This window comes from Burkholderia arboris (assembly GCF_902499125.1).
Classification (GTDB): domain Bacteria; phylum Pseudomonadota; class Gammaproteobacteria; order Burkholderiales; family Burkholderiaceae; genus Burkholderia; species Burkholderia arboris.
The window spans coordinates 239,077-263,201 of record NZ_CABVPX010000002.1; the positions used below are offsets into that span (position 1 = coordinate 239,077).

Here is a 24,125-nt window from a genome sequence, read left to right on the forward strand (position 1 = left end):
CGCGTGACACCGACTCAACTTCTCATCCCGACCTTCACCCACATGCTGCGCGCACAGACCGCGTGGCTCGACAAGGCTGTCGCGCACCGGCAGGCTGCGGGCGACGCGCCCGACGCGGCGATGACGCTGAAGCTGGCGCCCGACATGTATCCGCTCGCGGCACAGGTGCGCTTCTCGTGCTTCCAGGCGATGGAGCCCGTCTACCGGCTGCGCGGCGAACCGTTGCCGGCTGCGCTGCTGGCCTTGCGTGAGGCGGGATGGAATGCGGATGCGCAGCCCGGCACGCTCGCCGACGCGCAGGCGATCATCGCGGGCACGCTGGCCTTTCTCGGCGAACTCGCGCCGGATGCGCTCGATGGCGGCACGGCGCTGCCGATCGCACTCGAGCTGCCGAACGGGATCGCGTTCGACATGACCGGCGAGCAGTACGCACGCGACTGGGCGCTGCCGCAGTTCTACTTCCACGCGATCGCCGCGTACGCGATCCTGCGCCATCACGGCGTCGAGCTCGGCAAGGCCGATTACGTGCCGCACATGCTCGCGTACGTGCGGCCGGGCACGATTCCGCCAGGGTAAGCGGGCCGCCAACGGGCGCTCGCGAAGCGACATGACACGGGCACTGTTCATCTGCAGCCGCAACCGGCTGCGCAGCCCGACGGCCGAAGCGGTGTTCGCCGCGTGGCCCGGCATCGAAACCGACTCCGCGGGCCTCGCGCCCGACGCGGACGCGCGCCTGTCCGCCGAGCAGCTCGACTGGGCCGAAATCGTGTTCGTGATGGAGCGGGCGCACAAGGCGAGGCTGTCGACGCTGTTCGGTGCGCATCTGAACGGCAAGAAGATCGTCTGCCTCGACATTCCCGACCGCTACGCGTTCATGCAGCCCGAACTCGTCGCGCTGCTCGAGCGCAAGGCCGGCCCGTTCCTGCGCGCGTGACCGGCGCGGGCAGCACCGCCGTCAACGCAGCGGGCCGTTGACGATCGCCGAAAAACAGTCGAGACGCAGCAGTTCGATGATCTTGCGCGTCGGCACGCTCGCATGGAGCGTGTCGAGCCGGTCGACGGTGAACCACTTGCAGCGGGCGATCTCGTTGTTCGCGCGCGGCGTCAGGTATGCCGGCACCTCGGCCACGAACACGTGATGGAGCTTCGTCAGCCCGCCGAACTGCACCGCGTAGTCGAGCACAAGCCCCTCCAGCCGCGTTTCCTCGGCAAGCTCCCGCTGCGCGGCTTCGAGCGGCGTCTCGCCGCGCCGGATCGTGCCACCCGGCAGCGACCAGCGCGACGCCGTGCGGGCGACCAGCAGCACGCTGCTGCGCTGGCGGCACACGATGGTGGCGCGTTCCTTGGTGACGGCGAGGGTATCCGGCCCGATGCTCATGTTCGGCAAAACAGGTGCTGAATCGTGGAGAAAATGCGCGCCGGCAGCGGGTTGTGCGGCACCAGGCCGCGACGGCATACAGGCAGCCGCATCGATGTTACCGGCCGTTCGTGACAGTTCCGTGCACAGCGCAGCGCGCCGGACACGGTGTCACGCATGCGTATAGATCCCGCTGCGCACGGGCTTCGCGCGGTGCGAACGGCGCTTGTGAACGGCGTGCCGCTGATGCGGCGATCGCGCCGTCGCGTGCCGGCGCGCAGGCGCGGGCCGGGCAGCGGATGCACCGGCCCGCGGCGCCGCGGCGGGCATTTGCGTCTGTCCTTCGCCGAAATGGAAAGTCTGGGTTTGCGCGTGTCCGACGCCCAGCATCGACGCCAGCACGAAGGCCGCCAGCCACAACCGTTTCATGAATACTCCGCCTTGTTTTTTTCAGGATGAACGTAGTCCGCCAGCTTAGCGAAGGGCGGGGCGCCACCGCAACCGGCCTGCGTTCGGTGTCGTCCCCACTTGCGCACCGGGACGTTATCCGCGCGGCAGCCGGGTGCATCCGGGCTTGACAACATAATTCCTGAGTGTGAATATAAATTCACACACAAGAAATATTCGTCGAATCCGGACCGACTGCGCGCCAGGGGCGCCAGGCCGCCGGAGCCGGCAGTCCGATCAACCGGAACCAGGAGCGGGACGCATGGCGGAACACGAGCAGCAGGGCGCGCTGGCGGGATTGCGCATCATCGATCTGTCGCGGGTGCTGGGCGGCCCGTACGCGACGCAGATCCTCGCCGACCACGGCGCGGAGGTGATCAAGGTCGAACCGCCGTCCGGCGACGAGACGCGCACCTGGGGGCCGCCGTTCGACGGCGACACGGCGTCGTATTTCCTCGGCGTGAATCGCAACAAGCTCGGCGTCGCGCTCGACCTGACGCAACCGGCCGACCGCGAGCGGCTGCTCGGCCTGCTCGAGCACGCGGACGCCGTCGTCGAGAACTTCAAGATCGGCACGATGGAGCGCTGGGGCCTCGGTTTCGACGCGCTGCATGCGCGCTTTCCACGCCTCGTCTATTGCCGCGTGTCGGGCTTCGGCGCGGACGGCCCGCTCGGCGGGCTGCCTGGCTACGACGCGGCCGTGCAGGCGCTCGCGGGGCTGATGAGCGTCAATGGCGAAGCGGGCGGCGCACCGCTGCGCGTCGGCGTGCCGATCGTCGATCTCGTCACGGGGCTGAACGCGGCGCTCGGCGTGCTGATGGCGCTGCGCGAGCGCGATGCAAGCGGCCACGGCCAGTTCGTCGAGTCGACGCTGTTCGACTGCGCGCTGTCGATCCTGCATCCGCATACGCCGAACTACTTCCATTCGGGCAACGCGCCCGTGCGCACCGGCAACGCACACCCGAACATCACGCCGTACGACAGCTTTCCGACGGCGGGCGTCGACATCTTCCTGGCGGTCGGTAACAACGGGCAGTTCGCGGCGCTGTGCGACGTGCTCGGCACGCGCGGCTGGCTCGACGATCCGCGTTTTGCCGACAACCGTGCGCGCAGCGCGAACCGCGCCGCGCTGCGCACGTTGCTCGAAACAGCGCTGGCGGCCCACGACGGTGCGGCGCTCGCCGAGCAGCTGATGCGTCGCGGCGTGCCGTGCGCGCCGGTGCTCGGGCTCGACGCGGCGCTCGACCATCCGCATGTCGCACATCGGGCGATGAAGGTCGAGCTGGGCCGGCATCGCGGCATCGCGTCGCCGATCAAGCTCGGCCGCACGCCGGCGACGTACCGGCGGCCGCCGCCCGCGCTGAACGAACACGCGGCACAGGTGTTCGCCGACGGCGGCGACAACGACGGTCGCCGGAACTGACCGGCAGCGCGGCCGCCGGCACGTGCCGCGCTGCGGCGCACGGCCGGCGGGCCGGAACACCATCATTCGGACATCACGCCGGCTTGCGCGCGAAAGACGCACTACCGGCAGAAGAGGAGACGCATCATGCTCGCATGGATCGGCGCGATCGCCATCGTCGCGCTGTTCGGCCTGATCATCACGAAGCGGCTGTCGCCGCTCGTCGCGCTGATCGTCGTGCCGGTGGCCGCGTCGCTCGCGGCCGGTTTCGGGCTGCAGACCGGCAAGTTCATTGTGCACGGCGTGCAGAACATCGGCCCGATCGCCGGCATGTTTGTTTTTGCGATTCTATTTTTCGGAATCCTCACCGACGCGGGGATGCTCGACCCGATCATCGCAGGCGTACTGCGCGTGATCGGCTGCCATCCGCCGCGTATCGTGATGGGCTCGGCGCTGCTCGCGCTGCTGATCCACCTGGACGGCTCGGGCGCGGTCACGTTTCTCGTCACGCTGCCGGCGATGATGCCGCTCTATACCCGGCTCGGGATGGATCGGCGGATTCTCGCGTGCGTCGCGTCGATGGCGGCCGGCGTCAACTTCCTGCCGTGGGTCGGGCCGATGCTGCGCGCGTCTGCGGCGCTGCACATTCCCGGCTCGGCGATCTTCACGCCGATGATTCCGGTACAGATCGTCGGGCTCGTGTTCGTGTTCGGCACTGCGTACGTGCTCGGCGTGCGCGAGGCGAAGCGGCTCGGGCTCGACCGTGCCGGCGCGGCGTCGCTGGCGATCGCGCCGCGCGAGCTGACCGACGCCGAACGCGCGTTGCGCCGGCCGGGCCGTTTCGGGATCAACGTCGCGCTGACGCTCGTCGTGCTCGTCACGCTGGTGTCGGGCATCGTCGATCCGATGGTGATGTTCATGCTCGGCACGGTCGCCGCGCTCGTCATCAACTACCCGGACGTGCAAGCGCAGCGCGAGCGGATCGATGCGCATGCGAAGGCCGCGCTGATGATGGCGAGCGTGCTGCTCGCGGCGGGGGCGTTCACCGGCATCATGTCCGGCACCGGGATGCTGAAGGCGATGGCGGAAGTCGTCGTCACGCACGTGCCGGTCGAGCATGCGCGCCACATGCCGTTCGTGCTCGGGCTGCTGTCGATGCCGCTCAGCCTGCTGTTCGATCCCGATTCGTTCTACTTCGGCGTGCTGCCGGTGCTCGCGGAGAGCGGCAAGCTGCTCGGCGTGCCGCCGATCCAGATGGCGCAGGCCGCGCTGCTCGGCCAGATGACGACGGGCTTTCCCGTGAGCCCGCTGACGCCCGCGACGTTCCTGATCGTCGGCCTGACCGGCGTCGAGCTTGCCGAGCATCAGAAATTCACGATTCCGTTCCTGTTCGCCGCCACCGTGCTGATGGTGTTCGCCGCGGTGATCGCTGGCGTGTTTCCGTTGTGAGCGCGCCAGACGTGCCGCTTCGTGGCCGTGCCCCGAGGGGGCAGTCCTGCGAGGGGACGTTCCGCGGCGCGGCAACCCTGGCGCCGCCTGGCGCTTTCTTGAGAGCGGCGCGGCCGCTCGGCTTTTTCCTGGAGTGCAATCCATGCAGTTCGACCTGACCGACGACCAGCGCGCGATCGAAAGCGCGATCGAGAAAATCTGCGAGCGCTTCGGCGACGACTACTGGCTCGAGCGCGATCGCGCAGGCGGGTTTCCGGCCGATTTCCACGCGGCGCTCGCCGAAGCCGGCTGGCTCGGCATCGCGATGGATCCGGCCTATGGCGGCGCCGGGCTCGGGATGACCGAGGCCGCGCTGATGATGCGCACGATCAGCGCATCGGGCGCCGGCCTGTCCGGTGCGTCGGCCGTGCACATGAACATCTTCGGGCTGAATCCCGTGCAGGTGTTCGGCAACGAAGCGCAAAAGGCGCGCTTCCTGCCGCCGCTGATCGCCGGGCGCGACAAGGCGTGCTTCGCGGTGACGGAACCCGACGCGGGCCTCGACACCACGCACCTGACCACGCAGGCGCGTCGCGACGGCGACGACTACGTGCTGAGCGGGCGCAAGATCTGGATCTCGACCGCGCAGGTTGCGAACAAGATGCTGATCATCGCGCGCACGACGCCGCTCGACCAGGTCGCGAAGCCGACCGACGGGCTGAGCCTGTTCTATACCGACCTCGACCGGTCGCACGTCGAGGTGCGCGAAATCGAGAAGATGGGCCGCAAGGCGGTCGATTCGAACATGCTGTTCATCGACAACCTGCGCGTGTCGCGCGACGACCTGATCGGCAACGAAGGCGACGGCTTCCGCTATCTGCTGCATGGCCTGAACCCCGAGCGAATCCTGATCGCGGCGGAGGCGATCGGGCTCGGGCAGGCCGCGCTGCGCCGCGCGACGCAGTATGCGTGCGAGCGTGTCGTGTTCGGCCGGCCGATCGGGCAGAACCAGTCGATCCAGCATCCGCTCGCGCAGGCGTGGATGCAACTCGAGGCTGCGTGGCTGATGGTGATGAAGGCCGCGACGCGCTACGACGCGGGGCAGACGTGCGGCGCGGAGGCGAACGCGGCGAAATACCTCGGTGCGGAAGCCGCGTTCCAGGCGTGCCAGACGGCCGTCGCGACGCTCGGCGGGATGGGTTACGCGAAGGAATACCATGTCGAGCGCTACCTGCGCGAGTGTATGATTCCGAGGCTCGCGCCCGTGAGCCCGCAACTGATCCTGTGCTACATCGCGGAGAAGGTGCTCGGGCTGCCGAAGTCGTATTGACCGTATCGACCCGGCGGCCGGCCCGGCGCGCGGTTTCCCGTTTCCGATTCAAGCGCTCGTCATGGACGTCAAACTCGTTGCCCGCACGCTCGACCTGTTCGAGCTGTTCGCCGCCGAACGGCGGCCGCTGCCGCTCACCGAACTCGCGCGCCTGCTCGATGTGCCGCCGTCGAGCTGCCTCGCGATGGCGCGCACGCTCGTGAGCCGCGGCTATCTGTACGAAGTGCGCAAACGCGGCGGCTACTACCCGACGCGGCGCCTGCAGACGATCGCCGCCGCGATCGATGCGACCGATCCCGTCGTCGACATCGTCCATCCGTACCTCGTCGCGCTGCGCGACGCGAGCCGCGAGACGGCCGTGCTCGGCAAGATCCAGGGCGGGTCGGTCACGTATCTCGACGTCGTCGAGTCGGAGCAGGCGATCCGCTACACGCGCCAGCCGGGCGAGCTGCGTCCGCTGCATGCGAACTCGATCGGCAAGGCGATTTTCGCGGAACTCGCCGGCGCTGCGCAGCAAGCGCTCGGCGCGCAGCTGCCGTTCGAACGCTTCACCGACGCGACGGTGGCCGACCTGCCGGCGCTCGTCGCGCAAACCGCGCGGTTTCGCGAACTCGGCTGGGCCGAGAACTTCGGCGAGAGCGCGCCCGAACTGTCGGCGATCGCGGTCGCGCTGACGCTCGACGGCGACTGGTACGGACTGTCGGTCGTCGGGCCGACCGAGCGGATCCGGCAGCATCGCGATACGCATGCGGCGCTGCTCGTCGACGCGAAGGCCAAGCTGCTGGCCGAGCACGCGCGCGGCTGACGGAAGGCAAGGCGCGCCGGCAAACGGCCCTGCAAGCGGGCCAGCAAGCAGGCCGTCCGCCGGCGATCGGGCAGCGATCGCCGCGAACGGCCATGGATCCGCGAGCCTAACGACGGCCGATACGCGGCATCACGACTTCACCCACACACCGCCCGCACTCGGGTTGTCGCCTTGCGTCCACCATTTCGCGCAATACTTCGCGCCCTGGTACATCACACAGGTGCCGCCTGAATACGCGGTCGTCGCCGACCACGTGGCCGTGCCGCCGCCGACCGGTTTCCATACGGCCGCCTGGCCGGGCACGTCGCCCTGCGTCCACCATTGCGCCTGGTACGTCGTGCCCTGGTAGGTGACCGTCGCGCCGGCCGTGTAGACCTGGCCGGCCGCCCAGGGCGCGCCCGGCTGCGGCGTGCCGCCGTCCGAGCCGCCGCCGTAGTTCGGGTCCTGCGTGACGCCCGCGCCCCATTTGCCGTCCAGCTGCTTGAAGATTGCCGCGAACGCATACGGCGGCTGTGCAACGCCCGAGCAGGTCGGCGACGCATACGTGCCGCCGGACGGGCACGCCTGATCGCGGCCGACCGACCAGTTGCCGAAGAAACCGTAGCCGTTGCCGACCGCTGCATTCAGCACGCTTTGCGCATTCGCGAGCGTGAAGGTTTCGCCCTGTACGTCGTTCACGCCGATCATCGGCGTGACGCCGACCATCTGCCAGAGCTGCGCATGGGTCTTCGGCCGGCCAGCCGACTTGAACGCCGTGTCGAGCTGCGAGTACAGCGCCTGAGCGGCGCTGATCGCGGCGGCGCCCATGTCGATGTTCGCGGGGCCGTAATCCATCGCCATCACGTTCACCGCATCGAACGCGGCCTGGTTCGAGATCGCCGCGTTGACGACGTTCAGGCCGTCCTGCGTGAGCCCGGTCGGCATTGTCGGCAGCGTCAGCGTGACGTGCAGCGGCTTGCCCTTCGCCGCATAGTCGGACTGCAGTTGCGCGACGGCCTGGAAGTTGCGCGCAACCGAGGCCGTGTCCTGCTGCGACGCGCCCTCGATGTCGAAGTCGATATGCGTGAGGCCGTACGTGTCGATCACGGTCTGGTACGCAGTCTTCAGCGCGGGAACCGTCGAGCAGGCCTGCATCAGCGGCGTGCCGTTCGCGCCGCCGAACGACACGGCGATTTCGCCGCCTTTCGCGCGGTAGCTCGCGATCGACGTCGACAGCGCAGTGAGCAGCCCGCCGCTCGCGCCGTTGCCGATCGGCTGCACGCCACCCCACGACGGCACGCAACCGTTGCCCGCGACCACGAACGCGAGCGTGAATTGCTGGATGCCTTGCCGGACGCCGATCTGGTCGACGAGCGGTGTCGGATAGAGCGTCACGTCGACATAGGGCGCATAGACGCCTGCACCGTGGGACACGCTCGCGGCGGCGAGCAGACAACCCGCGGCAAGTGCTCGCGGAATGAAACGCGGCAACACATTGTTGTTCATTGTGTTCTCCAAGTGGAAGAGGGATACGCTGGCCTGCGTATCGCCGCCGGACGGGCGACCGGGCCTGCCCGGCCGGCGGCGTGCCCATCTTGGAGGATTCGCGCCGAATAGTGAATGGTTAGGTGTTCTTTTTGTTATTTGATTCCCGATACGTAACGATCTTGCCGATTCGACACCGTTGCGCAACACATCGGGCGGGTGATTTTCCCGATCGATTGCATGCCGGTGCGCGAGCGTTGCCGGCGTCGCGTCATGCCGATGCCGGCTGCGCCAGCGAACGCGCGAGTGCGACGAAACGCTCGACGCACGCCGACGAAAACGGCTCGTTCCACGACACGATCTGCTCGACTGCACGCGTGCCGGCGAGCGGCACGTAGACGACGCCCGGGCGCTGCAGCGTCGCCGTGAAGCCCGGCACGATCGCGATCCCGCGTTCGGCGGCGACCAGCGACACGAGCGTCGTGATCTGCGCGGCGGTTGCGCCGATCCGCGGCGCGAATCCGGCCTGCGCGCACAGGTCGTCGAGCGCCGCCGTCAACGCCGAACCGTAACCGGGCGGAAAGGTCACGAAGGTTTCGTCTGCCAGTTCCGCGACGTCGAGGCTCGCACGGTCCGCGAGCGGATTGCCGGCCGGTACGGCCGCGACGAGCGGTTCGCGCGACACGACGAGCGACGCGACCGGCACGCCGGGCGCACCGTCCCACGCCCAGCCGAAGCCGATGTCCATCGCGCCGTCGGCGATCTGCTGGCGCTGGCTTGCGGTCGCCGCTTCGCGGAACGCGAGTTCGACGTCGGGCATCGTGCGGCTCGCGGCACGAATCACGTCCGGGAACGTGCCGGACATCGGGATCGAGCTCGCGTAGCCGATCACGATGCGTCCGGCGATACCCTGCGCGATCTTGCGCGCGCTCGCCTCGGCTTCGTCGGCCGCACGGACGACGTTGCGTGCATGTTCAAGGAACAGTTCGCCTTCCGGCGTGAGCCGCACCGCGCGCGTCGAGCGCTCGAACAGCCGGACGCCGAGCTCGCTTTCCAGCGCGGCGATATGGCGGGTCAGCGGCGGTTGCGCGACGCGCAAGCGCAATGCGGCGCGGCCGAAGTGCAGTTCGTCGGCGACGACCACGAAATAGCGAAGGCGGCGCAAGTCGAGCATTGTTGTCGTTCCGGTATCAATCGCGGTGAAAACGGTATTGGCGTGCGCGCGGCGCGCTCGTCAGACTGTCGGCATCGATGACAAGGCATTTCCGATGAACGACAGGACCACGCGCATCGCGTTCTTTCTCTGCGGTTTTGCCGCGTTCCTCAATCTCTATGCGACGCAGGGCATCCTGCACGAACTCGCGGCCGCCTTCGGCGTCAGCGCGGAGCGCGCGGGGCAGGGCGTGAGCGCAACCACGACGGCCGTCGCCATTATCGCGCCGTTCGTCGGCGTGCTGGCCGCACGCATCGAGCGGCGCGTCGCGATCTCGCTCGCGGCGGTGGCCGTCGCGCTGCCGGTCGTGTGGTCCGCGCATGCGGCCGGATTCGCGTCGTTCCTCGGCGCGCGCTTTGCGGCCGGGCTGGTCATGCCGTTCGTCTTTGCGCTGTCGATCGCGTATATCGGCGAACGCTTCGATCGCGGCACGTCGGCCGAGATCAGCGCGCTGTTCGTCGCCGGCACGACGCTCGGCGGGTTCGCCGGCCGCTTCGTGACCAACCTGCTGACGTCGATGTGGGGCTGGCGGCATGCGCTCGATGTCGTCGCGGCGCTGTGTCTTGTCACCGGCGTCGCGATTTACGCGAGCCTGCCGGCGTCCGGTGCGATCGCGCGGCGGGCGTCCGCCAATGACACGCGGGCGGGTTCGTCGTGGCGCATCGTCACGCGCGGCCCGCTGCTCGCGTCGTTCGCGATCGGCGCCTGCGTGCTCGCGTCGCAGGTCGCGACGTTCACGTTCGTCGGCCTGCGGCTCGCGCGTGCGCCGTTCGGCTTCGGCACGGTCGAAATCGGCGCGATCTATGCGGTGTTTCTGGTCGCGGTGGTCGTGACGCCGCTGGCAGGCCGCCTCGCGCGGCATCGCGGCCCGCGCGCACCGGCGCTCGCCGCGGCCGCGCTCGCGATCGGCGGGGCGTTGCTGACGTTGTCGGACAGCGTGCCGGTGATCCTGGCCGGTCTCGCGCTCAGCTCGACCGCCGTGTTCGTCGAACAGGCGTCGGCCAATACGTTCATCTCGCAGGCGGCGTCGAGCGCGCGTTCGACGGCGATCGGCATTTACCTGTCGTGCTATTACTTCGGCGGCAGTCTCGGCTCGATCCTGCCGGTGCCCGGCTGGCATCGCTGGGGATGGGCCGGTTGCGTCGCGTTCGTGGTCGCGGCGCAGGCCATCGTCGGCGTGCTCGTGTACCGGTTCTGGCGAACCGTCGGCGCGTCCGGCATCGCGCCTGCCGGCACGCGCGACGGCACGCTCACGCGCTAGTCGCGATCAGCGATACCAGCGCGGCGTATAGACCCACTCGCGCGCGTTGCCGATCGCAAAGCGCCGCGTCGTCGACGAGCCGACGATCACCATCGTCCGCATGTCGACCTGGTCGCTGCGCAGCGCGCCGAGCGTCGTTGTCGTCAGCGTCGCGCCTGGCCGGCCGATATCGCGGCCGAGCACGACGACCGTTTCGGCCGCCCGGTGCGCACGCACGATGTCGAGCGCCCGGTCGAGCTGCCACGGCCGGGCGCGCGAGATCGGGTTGTAGAACGCCATCACGAGATCGGCTTGCGCTGCATGCTGCAGGCGCGTCTCGATCACGCCCCACGGCTTCAGGTTGTCCGACAGCGAAATCGCGCAGAAGTCGTGACCGAGCGGTGCGCCGGCCTGCGCGGCCGTCGCGAGCGACGCGGAGATGCCGGGCTCCACGCGCAGGTCGACCGCGGCCCACCGCGGGTCGCGCGCTTCGTCGAGCGCTTCGAGCACGGCCGCGGCCATCGCGAACACGCCGGGGTCGCCCGACGACACGACTGCGACGCGCCGGCCTTCGGCCGCGAGTTCGAACGCATGGCGCGCGCGCTGCAACTCCTCGCGATTGTCGGTGCCGTGCACGCGCTGGTCGTCGCGGAACGGGCCAGCCATGGTTACGTAGGTCGTGTAGCCGAGGATGTCGGTCGCTTCCGCGAGCGCGGCGCGCGCGGCCGGCGTGAGCCATGCAGCACCGCCCGGGCCGAGACCGAGCACCGTCAGGCGGCCGCGTGCGCGGCCGAGCGTGGCGGGATCGACCGGATGCGACGCGACCGCGCATGCGAGGCCGTTCGATGCCGGACGCAGCGCGTGTGCGACACGCAACGTGCGGCCAAGCAGCGTGGCCGCATCGGCAGGCGCGCTGCTGTCGGCAGCGTCGAAACGCAGCGGCACGTCGAGCGCTTGCGCCGCTTCTTCCAGCGCAGGTTCGCCGATCGCCGATACCGGCGCGACGATGGCCGCGAGTGCCAGCCGCGCGAGACCTTGCGCGGCGAGCAGGGCTTCGATGCGCGCGGCAAGGGCCTCTCCGGCGTTCACGGCATCGATGGCGACGCCGATCACCACGCTGCGGGGATGGATCACGAGTTCGTCGCGTGCGCCATGCCACGCGTCGGGCGTCACGCGAATGGCATGCCCGGCCGCGTCGTCGCGCGGCAGCGCGACTTCGTCGAGCCACGGGGCCGCGCCGTCGACACGCGTCGATGCCCCCGCGAGCAGGTCGGATACGAAGCGCTTGCCTTGCGCGAGATCGGCGAGCGCATAGCCTTCGGGCGGATTGAGCACGCAGGCGCCGAAGCGCAATTCGCCGCTGGTCGTGATCGCCGGCGCGACGCCGACGCATGCGGCGATTTCGCGCGCGATCGCATTGACGCCCGTCAGCCCGCCGAGCAGCGGCACGACGGCCGAGCCGTCTTCCGCGACCGCGAGCACGGGCGGCTCGACGCCCTTGTCGGCGAGCGCGGGCGCGAGGCAGCGGATCACGATGCCGGCCGCGCACAGCGCGACGATCGGCAAGCCGCGCGCATAGAGTTCGCGCAGGTGCGCGCCGAGTTCGTCGAACGGCACGTCGGCGTCGACGCGCGACGCGAGGCCGTGCACGCTTGCGCCCGGGTAGCGCGCCTGGATGCGTCGTGCGGTGTCAAGCGCGCCCGCCCCGAGAATCACGATCGCGGGCGCAGTCGTCATCCTTGCCATTTTTCCCCCGGCACGACGAGCAGCGAGAAATACGGCGACGCCATCGGGTCGACCTGGTCGAGCGGCACGATGCGCTGGTTCGCCATCGTCGCGCGCTCGACGTACAGCGCGCGTTTCGCGAGCCCGAGCTCGTCGAGCACGCGCCGCACCTTGTCGAAATTGCGGCCGAGTTTCATCACGACGGCGGCGTCGGCGCGCGCAAGCCGTTCGCGCAGCTCGTGCTCGGGCAGCACGCCGGACAGCACCGACAGGCTCTGGTTGCGATAGACGAGCGGCTGGCCGAGCACGGCCGTGCCGCCGAGCATCGCGCACACGCCCGGGATAACTTCGGTGTCGTAGCGCGGCGCGAGGCGGTCGTGCAGGTACATGTACGAGCCGTAGAAGAACGGATCGCCTTCGCAGATCACCGCGACGTCGCGGCCTGCATCGAGGTGTGCGGCAACGATCTCGGCAGCCGTATCGTAGAAGTCGGCGATCACGGTCTCGTAGCAGAGCGGCGGCGGCAGCGCTTCGGTCGTCACCGGATAGACGAGCGGCAACTGCGTCTGCCCGTCGAGCAGGTGCGCTTCGACGATGCCGTACGCATTGCCTTTCTTGCCCTTCGCGACGAAATACGCGACCACGGGCGCCGCCTGCAGCACGCGCAGCGCCTTGATCGTCATCAGTTCAGGATCGCCAGGGCCGACGCCGACGCCGAACAGTTGTCCACGCGCGGTCGTCATTCGGCCTCCGTCGCGAGCGCGTTGACCGCGGCGGCGGCCATCGCACTGCCGCCGCGCCGGCCGAGCAGCGCGATGTACGGCACGCCGCGGCTGTCGGCGTCGAGCATCGCCTTCGATTCGGCCGCGCCGATGAAGCCGACCGGAAAGCCGAGGATCAGTGCAGGGCGCGGGGCGCCGGCGTCGATCATGTCGAGCAGGTGGAACAGCGCGGTCGGCGCATTGCCGATCACGACGACGCTGCCCGCGAGATGCGGGCGCCACAGTTCGAGCGCGGCGGCCGAACGCGTGTTGCCGAGGTGCCGTGCGAGGTCGGGCACCTCCGGCTCGCCGAGCGTGCAGATCACGCGGTTGCCGGCCGGCAGCCGCGCGCGCGTGATGCCTTCGGCGACCATCCGCGCGTCGCACAGGATCGGCGCGCCGGCCGCGAGCGCCGTGCGGCCCGCCGTACCGGCGCCGGCCGAAAAACGCAGGTCGTACACGACGTCGACCATCCCGCACGCATGGATCACGCGCACCGCGAGTTTCTCGAGGTCGGGCGGAACCTGCGACAGGTCGGCCTCGGCACGGATCGTCGCGAACGACTGCCGGTAGATTTCCTGCCCGTCGCGAATGTAGTCAAGCATCGGTGGTGTCCTGGCTGTGGCGCGCGCCCGCCAAACGGGCTGCGGCCTGGTCAATCGTCAGATGGCGCGCGAGCGGGGCGCCGAGGCCCTCGGCCGCGTCGCGCCGATAAAGGTCGTAATGCGCGGGCGCCACCGCGACGAGCGTATGCGTCGCGGGACGCGGCAGCGCGCAATGGCGTTCGCAACCGGTCAGGTGCACATCGACCGGGTGGCCGATGTGCGCGGCGAGCGCGAGCGCGTCGCGTTTCGTATCGGCGCGCGCTTTCGCGCAGCCCGCGCTGCCGGTGCAGGCGACGAACGTCGCAAGCGGGTCGGATGACTGGCAAACGAGGCCGATCGTCGCGAGTGCGTCGCGCGTGGCCGGTGCGCGTTCGTTCGGCACGCCGTGCAGAAACAGGCCTTGCCACGGCGTCATCGACAGCGTGCCGTCGCCGTCGGCTTCGGCCAATGCGGCGAGCTGTTCCAGTTGCGCCGCGTCGAGCCGCCCGAGTACGCATTGCACGCCGACGCTGCAGCGCGCTGCATCGAGCGACGGGGGCGCGCCGAACCGCAACGCCGGGTGAGCGGGCATGCGCCGCCAGCCGGCGAGCGCGGGATCGGCCGCGAGCGGGAAGGGCAGGTAGTGCTGTGCGCGCTCGAGTAACGCACGTTCGCCGGCTGTCGCGAGCACGGCGCGCATCCGCGTGACATCGGCCGGCGCGAGATCGAGGAACGCGAGCAGCAGTGCGCGGACCAGCGCGACAGCCTGGTCGGGCGACACGTCGACCGACGCAGGACGGTCGCCATCCGCGACCGGCGGGCAGCCGGACAGCCCGGCCGCGATGCGTACCGCACCGTCTGCGCGGCGCCATGCGGCCAGCCAGATGTCATGCGGATGATCGAGTGCCGCGACCGATTCACCGCCGTCGAGCTGGATCGAGAACTTCGGCGACAGCTCGCCACGGCGCGGCTCATGCGCGAGCATGTCGAGCAGCGGAAGGGCGAGTGCGTGACTGTCGACAAGCGCGGCGGGATCGTGCCCGGCGAGCGGGCTGAGCAGGATGTTGCGGACGTCGTCGCTTGCAGCAAGCGCGGCTGTGTCGGCGGCCGGGTCCGCGGCCGCATCGACGCGCGGGCCAAGCCCCGCGTCGAGCAAGGTGCGCGTCAGCGCATCGGCAGCGCCGTCGCGAATGCCGCGTAGCTGGAGATTCGCGCGATTGGTCGCGTCGATCGCGCCGGAGCCGTATTGACGCGCGGCGGCGGCGATCGCACGCGCCTGGCGCGCGTCGAGCCGGCCGCCCGGCAGCTTGATCCGGCACAGCCCGCCGTCGGCGGCCGCGACCACGCGCACGAGCCCCGGGCAAGCCGACGGGCGCACGACGGGCGACGCAGGAATCGAATCGGGGGCGGAACTCAACGGGATACCGGGACAGTGTCGCGCCGCGGCCAACGCATCGGTACACCCCGCCCGACGCCGACTGGCACGCACGCACTTTCAGGCCGGCAGGTCTCCTGGCTGACAGGTCGGCACCGGCTCCCGGCCTTCCCGGTGAAACCAGTGGCATGAGGGGGAGATCGGCTCGCTGTCTACAGTTGCGGGGGCAGCCACAGCGGCGCGCAACGCGCCCTGTGTTCCCTCTTCGGCCCCGAAGGGCACCGGCGAACGAACGGCCGTAGGATACCCGATTTCGGCACCGGCCCGACATCGGCGATTGGCGCCGGGACCGTGTCGCAGCATGGCTGTGGCGGACTGCGCGCGGTCGCGTGGATGGTACGATTGGCGGCTCGGCATTCGACCGGCGACGCGCCGGGATCCGCAATGATGAAACTCGGCAGGACGGAGCTGTTCGGCATGGGGATTGCGCTGGCGTTGCTGGCCATTCCCGCATGGATGCTGCTCGCATTCGTGCTGATTCCATTTGCGCCGTCCGCGGAGTGGCCCAAGAATGTCGGGCTCGCCGGCCTCGTCGTGCCGATCGTGGCAGGTGGAACCTGGCTGTTCCGGCGAGGCGGCGTACGGCCGCTCGTGTGGCTGCTGCTCGGCTGGCTGCTGGTCGCATCGATCGCCGGCATGTATCTGACCTTGCTGAACTATCTCGGCGGCATGCCGCGCGGCTGACATCGCTGCCGCATCCGCGCCCGGGCAGGCGGTGGCGGCGGCCGTCAACGGAACAACGCGCAGCGGCACGGCGGCTGCGCATCGCAACACATGGCAGGAAATCGAACGATGGGGAAGGGTGCATGACGGCGTGGCTGACGGTAGTGGGCATCGGCGACGACGGTTACGCGGGGCTCGGGCGCAGCGCACGACGCGCGCTGCTCGACGCGATGCGCGTGGTCGGTGCGAAACGGCATCTCGACATGCTGCCGGCACGGCTGCGTGCCGAACGCGAAGCGTGGCCGTCGCCGTTCGATCTCGCGGGCGTGCTCGCGCGGCGCGGCTCGCCCGTATGCGTGCTCGCGAGCGGCGACCCGATGCTGTTCGGCGTCGGCGCGACGCTCGCGCGCCAGCTTTCCCCCGACGAATGGCGCGTGCTGCCCGCGCCGTCGTCGCTGTCGCTCGCGGCCGCGCGCCTGGGCTGGGCGCTGCAGGACGTCGGCGCGGTCTCGCTTGTCGGGCGTCCGCTCGCGACGCTCGCGCGGCACCTGCTGCCGGGGCGGCGCCTGTTCGTACTGAGCGCCGACGGCCGCACGCCGGCCGCCGTCGCGGCCGAGCTCGCCGCACGCGGCTTCGGGCCGACGCGCATCAGCGTGTTCGAACATCTGGGCGGCCCGCTCGAACGGCGTCTCGACGGCCTCGCGCAGGAGTGGACCGTCGCCGAAACGGCCGCGCTCAACCTCGTCGCGCTCGACTGCCAGGCCGGCCCCGACGCGCCGCGCCGCGCGCTCACGCCCGGCCTGCCCGACGATGCATACCGCCACGACGGCCAGCTCACCAAGCGCGACCTGCGCGCGATGACGCTCGGCCGCCTCGCGCCCGCGCCCGGCGAACTGCTGTGGGACGTCGGCGCGGGCAGCGGCTCGATCGGCATCGAATGGATGCGCGCGCATCCATCCTGCCAGGCAATCGCGATCGAGGCGCATGCGGAACGGCAGCGTTTCATCGAACACAACCGTGATGCGCTCGGCGTGCCGGGCCTGCAACTCGTCGCGGGCCGCGCACCCGATGCGCTTGCGGGGCTCGCCACGCCCGACGCGATCTTCATCGGCGGCGGTGCGACGGCGCCCGGCGTGCTCGACGCGTGCTGGTCGTCGCTGAAACCCGGCGGCCGGCTGGTCGCGAACGCGGTCACGCTGCAGGGCGAGATGGCGCTCGCCGCGTGGCGCGACGCGCACGGCGGCACGCTCACGCGCGTGTCGCTCGCGCATGCGGAGCCGCTCGGCCGCTTCGACACGTGGCGCCAGCCGCTGCCGGTCACGCTATATGACGTGCGCAAGCCCGACGCGGACGACAGGGCCGATGCGATCGCCACGGCCGGCGCGTCGAATCCGGCGAACGCAACGGACGCGTGATGCGCGACGAAACCCCCGAACAGCCCGCGCCGCTGCGCTTCGGCTATACGACCGGCAGCTGCGCGACCGCGACGTCGCTCGCCGCCGCGCGGCTGCTGCTCGCGGGCCAGGCGGACGACGCGGTCGAGATCGTGCTGCCGAAGGGGCAACGCGTGATGATGCGGCTCGAGTTCTGCCGCACCACGGCCGACGGCGCCGAAGCCGGCACGATCAAGGATGCCGGCGACGATCCGGACGTCACGCACGGCGCGCTGATCGTCGCGCGCGTCGCGCTCGCGGCGGCGCCCGGCGTGCGCTTTCATGCGGGGCCGGGCGTCGGCACGGTCACCCGCGCGGGGCTGACGCTGCCCGTCGGCGAACCGGCGATCAACCCGGTGCCGCGTCAGATGATGACGACCCACCTGGAAGCGCTCGCGGCAGAACAGGGCTACGCGGGCGGCTTCGACGTGACGATCGGTGTCGAAGGCGGCGAGGCACTGGCACTGAAGACGATGAATCCGCGTCTGGGCATCGTCGGCGGGCTGTCGATCCTCGGCACGACCGGCATCGTGCGGCCGTTCTCGTGTTCCGCCTATATCGCGTCGATTCACCAGGGCATCGATGTCGCACGCGCAAACGGCATCGCGCATATCGCCGCGTGCACGGGCAACGCGAGCGAGGACGCGATGCGTGCGCACTACCACCTGCCCGACATGGCGCTGATCGAGATGGGCGATTTCGCGGGCGCGGTGCTCAAGCACCTGCGGCGCGCGCCGGTCGCGCGCCTGTCGATGTGCGGCGGGTTCGGCAAGCTCAGCAAGCTCGCGGCCGGTCACCTCGACCTGCACAGCCGCCATTCGAGCATCGACCTGCCGCTGCTCGCACAATGGGCGGCCGACGCCGGCGCGAGCGATGCGCTGCAGGCCGCGATGCGCGCCGCGAACACGAGCCAGGAAGCGCTGAAGCTTGCACAGGCCGACGGCGTGCCGCTCGGCGATCTCGTCTGCGCACAGGCGTTGCGCGTCGCACGCGATATCGTGCCGCCGTCGGTCGCCGTCGAGATGTTCGCGATCGACCGTCAGGGGCGCTTCGTCGGGGAGGCGCGATGAGCGCGCGGATCCTGCTGCTCGGCGGCACCGGCGACGCGCTGAAAATCGCGCGCGCGCTCGGCCCGCATCACGTCTATAGCCTGGCCGGTCTCGGCAAGACCCCCGACGACCTGCGCTGCGCCGTGCGCGTCGGCGGTTTCGGCGGGGCCGCCGGCTTGGCCGCGTATCTTCGCGACGCCGGCATCGGCCTCGTGATCGATGCAACGCATCCGTATGCCGCGCAGATCAGCGCGAACGCCGCTGCCGCGACCCGCGACGCCGGTGTGCCGCTCTGGGCGTTGCGGCGCGCGCCCTGGATGCCGCAACCGGGTGACGACTGGCGGATGGTCGACGACTGGGCCGGCATCGAAGCTGCGCTCGCACCGTTCAGGCGGCCGCTGTTCACGCTCGGCCGCGAACCGCTCGCGCATCTCGATGCGATCCCGCCGCATCAGTTCTGGCTCGTGCGCTGCCTCGACGCGCATCCCGGCAACGCGCATGCGCAGATCATCGCCGCGCGCGGGCCGTTCACGCCCGACGGCGAACGGGCGCTGTTCGCGCTGGCGGGCATCGACGTCGTCGTCAGCAAGAACAGCGGCGGTGCGGCCACCGAGGCCAAGCTCGACGTCGCGCGCGAGCGCAGGCTGCCGGTCGTGATGCTGCGCCGGCCGCCGCTGCCCGACGCCGACCGCGCATTCGACTCGGCCGCGGCATTGCTCGACGCACTCGATCCGGCCGCGCGCGCATGACGCGGCGCAGCGGATCATCCAACGAATTGACGGAGAATTTTCGATGACGGTGTATTTCATCGGCGCGGGGCCCGGCGACCCGGAGCTGATCACGGTGAAGGGCCAGCGCCTCGTGCGCACGTGCCCGGTGATCCTGTATGCGGGCTCGCTGGTGCCGGCGGCCGTGCTCGACGGTCATTGCGCGGAGCAGGTCGTCAACACGGCCGAACTCGACCTCGACGCAATCGTCGCGCTGCTCGCGGCCGCACATGCGAAAGGGCAGGACGTGGCGCGCGTGCATTCGGGCGACCCATCGCTGTACGGCGCGATCGGCGAGCAGATCCGCCGGCTGAAGGCGCTCGGGATTCCGTATGAAATCGTGCCGGGCGTGACGGCCACGGCCGCCTGCGCGGCGACGCTCGGCGTCGAGCTGACGCTGCCCGGGGTCGCGCAGACGGTGATCCTCACGCGCTTCGCGGGCAAGACGACGATGCCGGAAGGCGAGGCGCTCGGCTCGCTCGCCGCACACCGCGCGACGCTCGCCATCCATCTCGGCGTGCGCCATCTCGCGCGCATCGTCGACGAAGTGCTGCCGCATTACGGCGCGGATTGCCCGGTCGCGGTGATCTATCGCGCGAGCTGGCCCGACGAGGCGCGCGTGACCGGCACGCTGGCGGACATCGTCGCCAGGGTGCAGGGCACGCAGATCGAGCGCACCGCGCTGATCCTGATCGGACGCGTGCTCGATGCCGAAGGGTTCGCGGATTCGACGCTGTACGCGAGCGCCGGCTGATCACGCGCGCGCCGTGACCGGCGCGGCGCGGCGTGCCGGTCACGCAGACGTGTGTCGAGCGCGGCGCCGATCGTGATCGCGCCGCCAACGAAACGGACCGGCGATGCCGTCTCGCCGAGGATCGGGATCGACGCGGCAATGCGGACGACGGGGAACCTGCAACAGGCGATCCGCGGGTGCCGGCGGTGCGACGAAGGTGCGTGAGACTTGCGGCGGCGTCCGTCCGGGCGGGCCTGCCGACGGTTCGTCGCGGAGCGGGAAGCGGGCGGCTGACGGCTAACGCGAGGACAGTCGCCTAGGCGCGCGCAACCTGCCGCGCCAACCGCGGCGCAAACCCGGCCGCCAGCGCGAACAGCACGACACACAGGCACGCCATCGCGATCCACGCAGGCGTCAAATCCGCGAGATGCTGGCGCACGATACCGGCCGCGAACGGGAACGATCCGGCGATCAAATAGCCGACACCCTGCACGAACCCCGTCAACGATGCGGCATCGGCCGGCGTCGCCGCATGGTCGACCGTGACGATCAGCGACAGCGGGAACAGCGCGCCGATTCCCGCGCCGAGCAGCAGCGCGGCCGGCAGCGCGAGCGCTTCGGGCGCGGCCAGCATCACCAGCAACCCGGCCAACAGCGACACGATCGCCGCATGCAGCGCAGGCCGGCGATCGGGCAGGCGGTCGATCGTCGCCGAGATCGTCAACCCCGCGACGACTTCCGCGAGCGTCACGCCGCCGAGCAGGCTGCCGGCCGCCGTCGGCGACCAGCCGAGCCGCATGTAGTACGGCGGCAGCCAGGCGAGCACGAGCGTGTAGGCGCCCGTCGCGATCCCGAAGAACAGCGCGAGCCGCCATGCGCGCGGCGAGCGCGACGGCTGCGCATTCGACGTCGAGGCCGGCGCGGCGGCAAAGCCGTCGCCGCCGCGGCTGGCAAGCGGCCACGCGAGCGCGGCCACCACGGCTGGCAGCGCCCAGCCCGCGAGTGCGGCGAGCCAGCCCCAGCGCGCTGCAGCGAACGGCGCGACGACGCTTGCGAGCACTGCACCGCCCATGATCGACGTCGAATAGACGCCCATCGCGCCGCCGATGCGCGTCGCGAAATGCGCCTTCACGAAGCCGGGCAGCAGCGCCTGCACCATCGCGATCCCGACGCCCGCGCAGCAGGCGCTCGCGAGCAGCAGCCACGCGTGCTGCGCGCCGATCCGCGACACGCAGGCCAGCCCGATCAGCGCGACACCCAGCCAGACGCCGCCCGCGATGCCGGTCACGCGCTGCAGGCGCCGCGCGCCCAGTGCGCCGAGCCCCATCAGCAGGATCGGGATCGTCGTCAGCAGGCTGGCCGTGCCGTCGCCGATACCGGTCGCGCGCTGGATCATGTCGAGCAGCGGGCCAACCGCGGCCAGCGCGGGCCGCAGGTTCAGCCCGACGAGCACGATGGCGGCAAGCCGCCATCCGGGGGAAGTGAAGCGATTCATCGGCGAGGCCCTCGATATCGGTGACGGCTGCCAACGAGGCGCCGTGCGTTTTCAGGTAAAGTATCTCGACATCAAGATAAATGCTGATTTATCTCGACGTCAAGATAACTGGTGAGCCGAGGAGGGTTAATGGATCGAGCCGCGCATGCGCTCGCGCAATGGCGCGCCGAGCGTCCGGATCTGGACGCGTCGTCGATGGTGGTGATGGGGCGGCTGCAGGAAGCCGCGCTCGTGATCGCGCGCGACCGTCTCAATCCGCTGTTTGCGCGCTACGGGATGCAGCCGGGCGAATTCGACGTGCTCGCGACGCTGCGGCGCGGCGGGGCGCCGTTCGCGCTGACGCCGACGGCGTTGTACGACGCGCTGATGATGTCGTCGGGCGGGATGACCGCGCGCATCAACCGGCTGCAGAAGGCCGGCTGGGTCGAGCGGCGGCCGAACCCGGCCGACGGGCGCGGCACGCTCGTCGCGCTGACGGACACCGGCCGCGCGCTGATCGACGACGCGGTCGTCGCGCACCTCGACAACCAGCGCGCGCTGCTGGCCGCGCTGTCGGACGCGGAACAGGCCCAGTTGTCGCAATTGCTGGGCAAGCTGCTGACGGGGCTGGAAAGTCCTGCGCCGGAAGCGCCGGGCGGCAAGTAGCGCCGCCGCAGGCGTGACGCGGACGCGTCGCGCGGGCAAAAAAACGCCCGCCGTGCAATGCGGCGGGCTCGCGCAGCGCGCGGGCCGCACACGGCGCGCCCGCGCGGCTGCCCGGTCGCTTAACCGCGTGCCGGAATGTTGAGCCCGCGTGCGACGGCCGGGCGCGCGACGAACGCGTCGAGCGCGCGTGCGACGTGCCGGAATTCGCTGAAGCCGACCAGGTCGCCCGCTTCGTAGAAGCCGACGAGGTTGCGCACCCACGGGAAGATCGCGATGTCGGCGATCGTGTAGGTATCGCCCATCACCCACTGGCGGTTCGCGAGATGCGCGTCGAGCACGGCGAGCAGGCGCTTCGACTCGTCGACGTAGCGGTCGCGCGGACGCTTGTCTTCGAAGTCGCGGCCGGCGAACTTGTGGAAGAAGCCGAGCTGGCCGAACATCGGCCCGATGCCGCCCATCTGGAACATCACCCACTGGAGCGTCTCGTAGCGGCCGGCGAGATCCTTCGGGATCAGCTGGCCCGTCTTGTCCGCGAGATAGATCAGGATCGCGCCCGATTCGAACAGCGGCAGCGGCTTGCCGTCGGGGCCGTTCGGGTCGATGATCGCCGGGATCTTGTTGTTCGGGTTCAGCGACAGGAATTCGGGCGACAGCTGGTCGTTCGTGTCGAAGCGCACGAGGTGCGGCTCGTAAGGCAGGCCGGTTTCCTCGAGCATGATCGACACCTTGACGCCGTTCGGCGTCGGCAGCGAGTACAGCTGGAGACGGTCGGGATGCTGGGCCGGCCACTTGTGCGTAATCGGGAAGGCGGACAGATCGGGCATGAAGGTTCGCTCGTCGAAGTGAAGGATCCGCGCGCCGTCCGTGCCACCGCGCTCGCGCACGATCCGCGGCGCGGCGGCGGGCCGGCGCGCGCCAAAGACGCCCACTGTAGCCGATCCCCGGAATCGATGCAGGCGCCGGCCTCGGCCGGCCGCCGCCACCCCGCCCGAAGCCGTCAGAAGTTGTGCCGCAGCCCGATCATCGCGGCCGTCGTGCCGACGCCGGGCGCGACCGGCTGCCCGTACACGAGCATCTGGTCCATCGTGCCGCGGTTGTTCACGCGGCCGACCTGCGCATAGACCATCGTCCGCTTTGACAGGCTGTAGTCGGCCGCGAGCACAACCGCCGTCGAACGGTTCTCCGAGCGGTTGCGATCCTTCAGGTAGTACACGGCGGACGTGACCTGCAACGCGGGCGTGAAGCGGTATCCGACGCCGGCCGACAGCATGTCGAGGTTCACCTTGTCCGCATGCGACGGATTCCTGCCGTTGCCGTACGACGCCGACACCGAAAAGTCGTGGATCGTGTATTTCGCGCCGACGTAAAAAAAGCGATTGTTGTCGACGCCGGTCGGCGCGACGCCCGGCGCCGGATTCGTATCGTGCCCGTTGTAGTAGACGGCCGACGCGTTCAGCCCGTAGTTCGCATACCTGAGCACGACGGACTCGCGCGTGCCGCCCTGGAGCTGCCCGGCGACGCCGCCCGGCGCGTATTCGAGTGCGATCGTCGCGCCCGCGAACGCCGGCGACTGATAGACGAGCGCATTGCTGTCGTACAGCGCGCCGATCGCGCCGTTGGTGCTCGTGCCCGGCCAGCCGGCGGCGGTGTTCAGGCCGAGCCATGCGGTCAGCACGCTGCCGAAGAACTGCGCGTTGCGCACGTCGGTGTCGGCCATCGCATAGATCATCGGCACGATCTGGCGGCCGGCCGTAAACGAGCCGAACGGGCCCGACACGCCGAGCGACGCGACCTGGTTGAAGATCGCGACGGCGCCCGGCGTATCGCTCAGCTGCAGCTTGCCGGTCCCGCTGTCGAACGAACCCTGCAGCTTGAAGTTGACCTTGTAGCCGCCGCCGATGTCCTCGCTGCCGCGGATGCCCCAGAAGCTCGAATAGATGCCGCCGTCCTTCATGCGGAACACCTTGCCCGTATTCGGCGCGGTCGGGCTGAACGACGCAGCCGACGTGCTCTGGTACAGCAGGCCCGAGTCGATCACGCCGTAGAGCGTGACGGAGGATTGCGCGTGCGCGAGGGCCGAACAGCCGGCAAGCGCCGCGAGCGCGGCCAGTTTCGTCTTCATGAAGTCTCCGGGTTGTCATGGGCCGGA

General features: G+C 70.1%; 24 protein-coding genes and 1 riboswitch. Of the genes, 13 read left to right on the forward strand and 11 right to left on the reverse strand.

Going from position 1 to position 24,125, the window contains the following annotated elements:
* Positions 1-3: 3 nt before the first annotated feature.
* Both BLA15945_RS03520 and BLA15945_RS03525 read left to right on the forward strand, forming a co-directional pair.
* Complete coding sequence (locus BLA15945_RS03520) at positions 4-576, forward strand: DUF1993 domain-containing protein (RefSeq protein ID WP_174991486.1); 573 nt, start codon at positions 4-6, stop codon at positions 574-576.
* A 31-nt stretch (positions 577-607) separates the two neighbouring features.
* On the forward strand, positions 608-934 hold the full coding sequence (locus BLA15945_RS03525; protein WP_059234220.1) for a low molecular weight protein tyrosine phosphatase family protein: 327 nt from the start codon (positions 608-610) through the stop codon (positions 932-934).
* Positions 935-955: 21 nt separating this feature from the next.
* On the opposite strand, the gene BLA15945_RS03530 is transcribed toward BLA15945_RS03525, so the two are convergent.
* Positions 956-1,378: an NUDIX hydrolase gene (locus tag BLA15945_RS03530; RefSeq protein ID WP_059234218.1), complete on the reverse strand. Its 423-nt coding sequence runs from the start codon at positions 1,376-1,378 to the stop codon at positions 956-958.
* A gap of 150 nt (positions 1,379-1,528) precedes the next feature.
* Complete coding sequence (locus BLA15945_RS37565; protein ID WP_059234217.1) at positions 1,529-1,786, reverse strand: hypothetical protein; 258 nt, start codon at positions 1,784-1,786, stop codon at positions 1,529-1,531.
* Positions 1,787-2,066: 280 nt separating this feature from the next.
* Between BLA15945_RS37565 and BLA15945_RS03535 the strand changes: the two genes are divergently transcribed.
* The 4 genes from BLA15945_RS03535 (at position 2,067) to BLA15945_RS03550 (ending at position 6,769) form a co-directional block, all read left to right on the forward strand.
* Positions 2,067-3,227, forward strand: a complete 1,161-nt coding sequence (locus BLA15945_RS03535; protein ID WP_174991487.1) for a CaiB/BaiF CoA transferase family protein — start codon at positions 2,067-2,069, stop codon at positions 3,225-3,227.
* 126 nt (positions 3,228-3,353) lie between these two features.
* A complete protein-coding gene (locus tag BLA15945_RS03540) occupies positions 3,354-4,655 on the forward strand; it encodes a CitMHS family transporter (RefSeq protein WP_174991488.1) in 1,302 nt (433 codons plus the stop codon).
* A gap of 142 nt (positions 4,656-4,797) precedes the next feature.
* Positions 4,798-5,964: an acyl-CoA dehydrogenase family protein gene (locus BLA15945_RS03545; RefSeq protein WP_174991489.1), complete on the forward strand. Its 1,167-nt coding sequence runs from the start codon at positions 4,798-4,800 to the stop codon at positions 5,962-5,964.
* Between the two features lie 61 nt (positions 5,965-6,025).
* Complete coding sequence (locus BLA15945_RS03550) at positions 6,026-6,769, forward strand: IclR family transcriptional regulator (RefSeq protein ID WP_174991490.1); 744 nt, start codon at positions 6,026-6,028, stop codon at positions 6,767-6,769.
* Between the two features lie 129 nt (positions 6,770-6,898).
* On the opposite strand, the gene BLA15945_RS03555 is transcribed toward BLA15945_RS03550, so the two are convergent.
* Entirely contained in the window at positions 6,899-8,254 is a 1,356-nt protein-coding gene (locus tag BLA15945_RS03555; RefSeq protein WP_174991491.1) for a chitinase, read from the reverse strand.
* Between the two features lie 250 nt (positions 8,255-8,504).
* A complete protein-coding gene (locus BLA15945_RS03560; protein WP_174991492.1) occupies positions 8,505-9,407 on the reverse strand; it encodes a LysR substrate-binding domain-containing protein in 903 nt (300 codons plus the stop codon).
* Between the two features lie 94 nt (positions 9,408-9,501).
* On the opposite strand from BLA15945_RS03560, the gene BLA15945_RS03565 reads away from it, so the two are divergent.
* On the forward strand, positions 9,502-10,707 hold the full coding sequence (locus BLA15945_RS03565) for an MFS transporter (RefSeq protein WP_174991493.1): 1,206 nt from the start codon (positions 9,502-9,504) through the stop codon (positions 10,705-10,707).
* 6 nt (positions 10,708-10,713) lie between these two features.
* Here the strand turns inward: BLA15945_RS03565 and cobJ are convergent, their stop codons facing one another.
* The 4 genes from cobJ to cobG are packed head-to-tail and all read right to left on the reverse strand — an operon-like array spanning position 10,714 to position 15,134.
* Positions 10,714-12,423, reverse strand: a complete 1,710-nt coding sequence (gene cobJ / locus BLA15945_RS03570) for a precorrin-3B C(17)-methyltransferase (RefSeq protein WP_174991494.1) — start codon at positions 12,421-12,423, stop codon at positions 10,714-10,716.
* Entirely contained in the window at positions 12,420-13,154 is a 735-nt protein-coding gene (locus tag BLA15945_RS03575) for a precorrin-2 C(20)-methyltransferase (protein WP_059234199.1), read from the reverse strand. The genes cobJ and BLA15945_RS03575 overlap by 4 nt, the downstream gene beginning before the upstream one ends.
* Positions 13,151-13,777, reverse strand: a complete 627-nt coding sequence (locus tag BLA15945_RS03580) for a precorrin-8X methylmutase (RefSeq protein WP_174991495.1) — start codon at positions 13,775-13,777, stop codon at positions 13,151-13,153. Before BLA15945_RS03580 ends, BLA15945_RS03575 begins: the two co-directional genes overlap by 4 nt.
* Positions 13,770-15,134: a precorrin-3B synthase gene (gene cobG / locus BLA15945_RS03585; protein ID WP_320205688.1), complete on the reverse strand. Its 1,365-nt coding sequence runs from the start codon at positions 15,132-15,134 to the stop codon at positions 13,770-13,772. Before cobG ends, BLA15945_RS03580 begins: the two co-directional genes overlap by 8 nt.
* A gap of 107 nt (positions 15,135-15,241) precedes the next feature.
* Positions 15,242-15,432, reverse strand: a riboswitch (cobalamin riboswitch).
* A gap of 146 nt (positions 15,433-15,578) precedes the next feature.
* Between cobG and BLA15945_RS03590 the strand changes: the two genes are divergently transcribed.
* From BLA15945_RS03590 to cobM, 5 genes are all read left to right on the forward strand, one after another.
* Positions 15,579-15,875, forward strand: coding sequence for a hypothetical protein (locus BLA15945_RS03590; protein ID WP_155627138.1), 297 nt, complete (start codon positions 15,579-15,581; stop codon positions 15,873-15,875).
* 122 nt (positions 15,876-15,997) lie between these two features.
* Positions 15,998-17,269: a precorrin-6y C5,15-methyltransferase (decarboxylating) subunit CbiE gene (gene cbiE / locus BLA15945_RS03595; protein ID WP_174991497.1), complete on the forward strand. Its 1,272-nt coding sequence runs from the start codon at positions 15,998-16,000 to the stop codon at positions 17,267-17,269.
* Positions 17,269-18,357, forward strand: coding sequence for a cobalt-precorrin-5B (C(1))-methyltransferase (locus BLA15945_RS03600; RefSeq protein ID WP_174991498.1), 1,089 nt, complete (start codon positions 17,269-17,271; stop codon positions 18,355-18,357). The genes cbiE and BLA15945_RS03600 overlap by 1 nt, the downstream gene beginning before the upstream one ends.
* Positions 18,354-19,085, forward strand: a complete 732-nt coding sequence (locus tag BLA15945_RS03605) for a cobalt-precorrin-6A reductase (RefSeq protein WP_174991499.1) — start codon at positions 18,354-18,356, stop codon at positions 19,083-19,085. Before BLA15945_RS03600 ends, BLA15945_RS03605 begins: the two co-directional genes overlap by 4 nt.
* Positions 19,086-19,128: 43 nt before the next feature.
* Positions 19,129-19,857: a precorrin-4 C(11)-methyltransferase gene (gene cobM, locus BLA15945_RS03610; protein ID WP_174991500.1), complete on the forward strand. Its 729-nt coding sequence runs from the start codon at positions 19,129-19,131 to the stop codon at positions 19,855-19,857.
* Between the two features lie 295 nt (positions 19,858-20,152).
* On the opposite strand, the gene BLA15945_RS03615 is transcribed toward cobM, so the two are convergent.
* Positions 20,153-21,331 carry an MFS transporter gene (locus BLA15945_RS03615; RefSeq protein WP_059234185.1) on the reverse strand — a complete coding sequence of 393 codons (1,179 nt, stop codon included), beginning with the start codon at positions 21,329-21,331 and terminating at the stop codon, positions 20,153-20,155.
* A gap of 129 nt (positions 21,332-21,460) precedes the next feature.
* On the opposite strand from BLA15945_RS03615, the gene BLA15945_RS03620 reads away from it, so the two are divergent.
* Positions 21,461-21,976, forward strand: a complete 516-nt coding sequence (locus BLA15945_RS03620; protein ID WP_174991501.1) for a MarR family winged helix-turn-helix transcriptional regulator — start codon at positions 21,461-21,463, stop codon at positions 21,974-21,976.
* A 119-nt stretch (positions 21,977-22,095) separates the two neighbouring features.
* Here BLA15945_RS03620 and BLA15945_RS03625 read toward each other — a convergent pair whose 3' ends face one another.
* Positions 22,096-22,800, reverse strand: a complete 705-nt coding sequence (locus tag BLA15945_RS03625; protein WP_174991502.1) for a glutathione S-transferase N-terminal domain-containing protein — start codon at positions 22,798-22,800, stop codon at positions 22,096-22,098.
* 173 nt (positions 22,801-22,973) lie between these two features.
* A complete protein-coding gene (locus BLA15945_RS03630) occupies positions 22,974-24,098 on the reverse strand; it encodes a porin (protein ID WP_174991503.1) in 1,125 nt (374 codons plus the stop codon).
* Between the last annotated feature and the right edge of the window lie 27 nt (positions 24,099-24,125).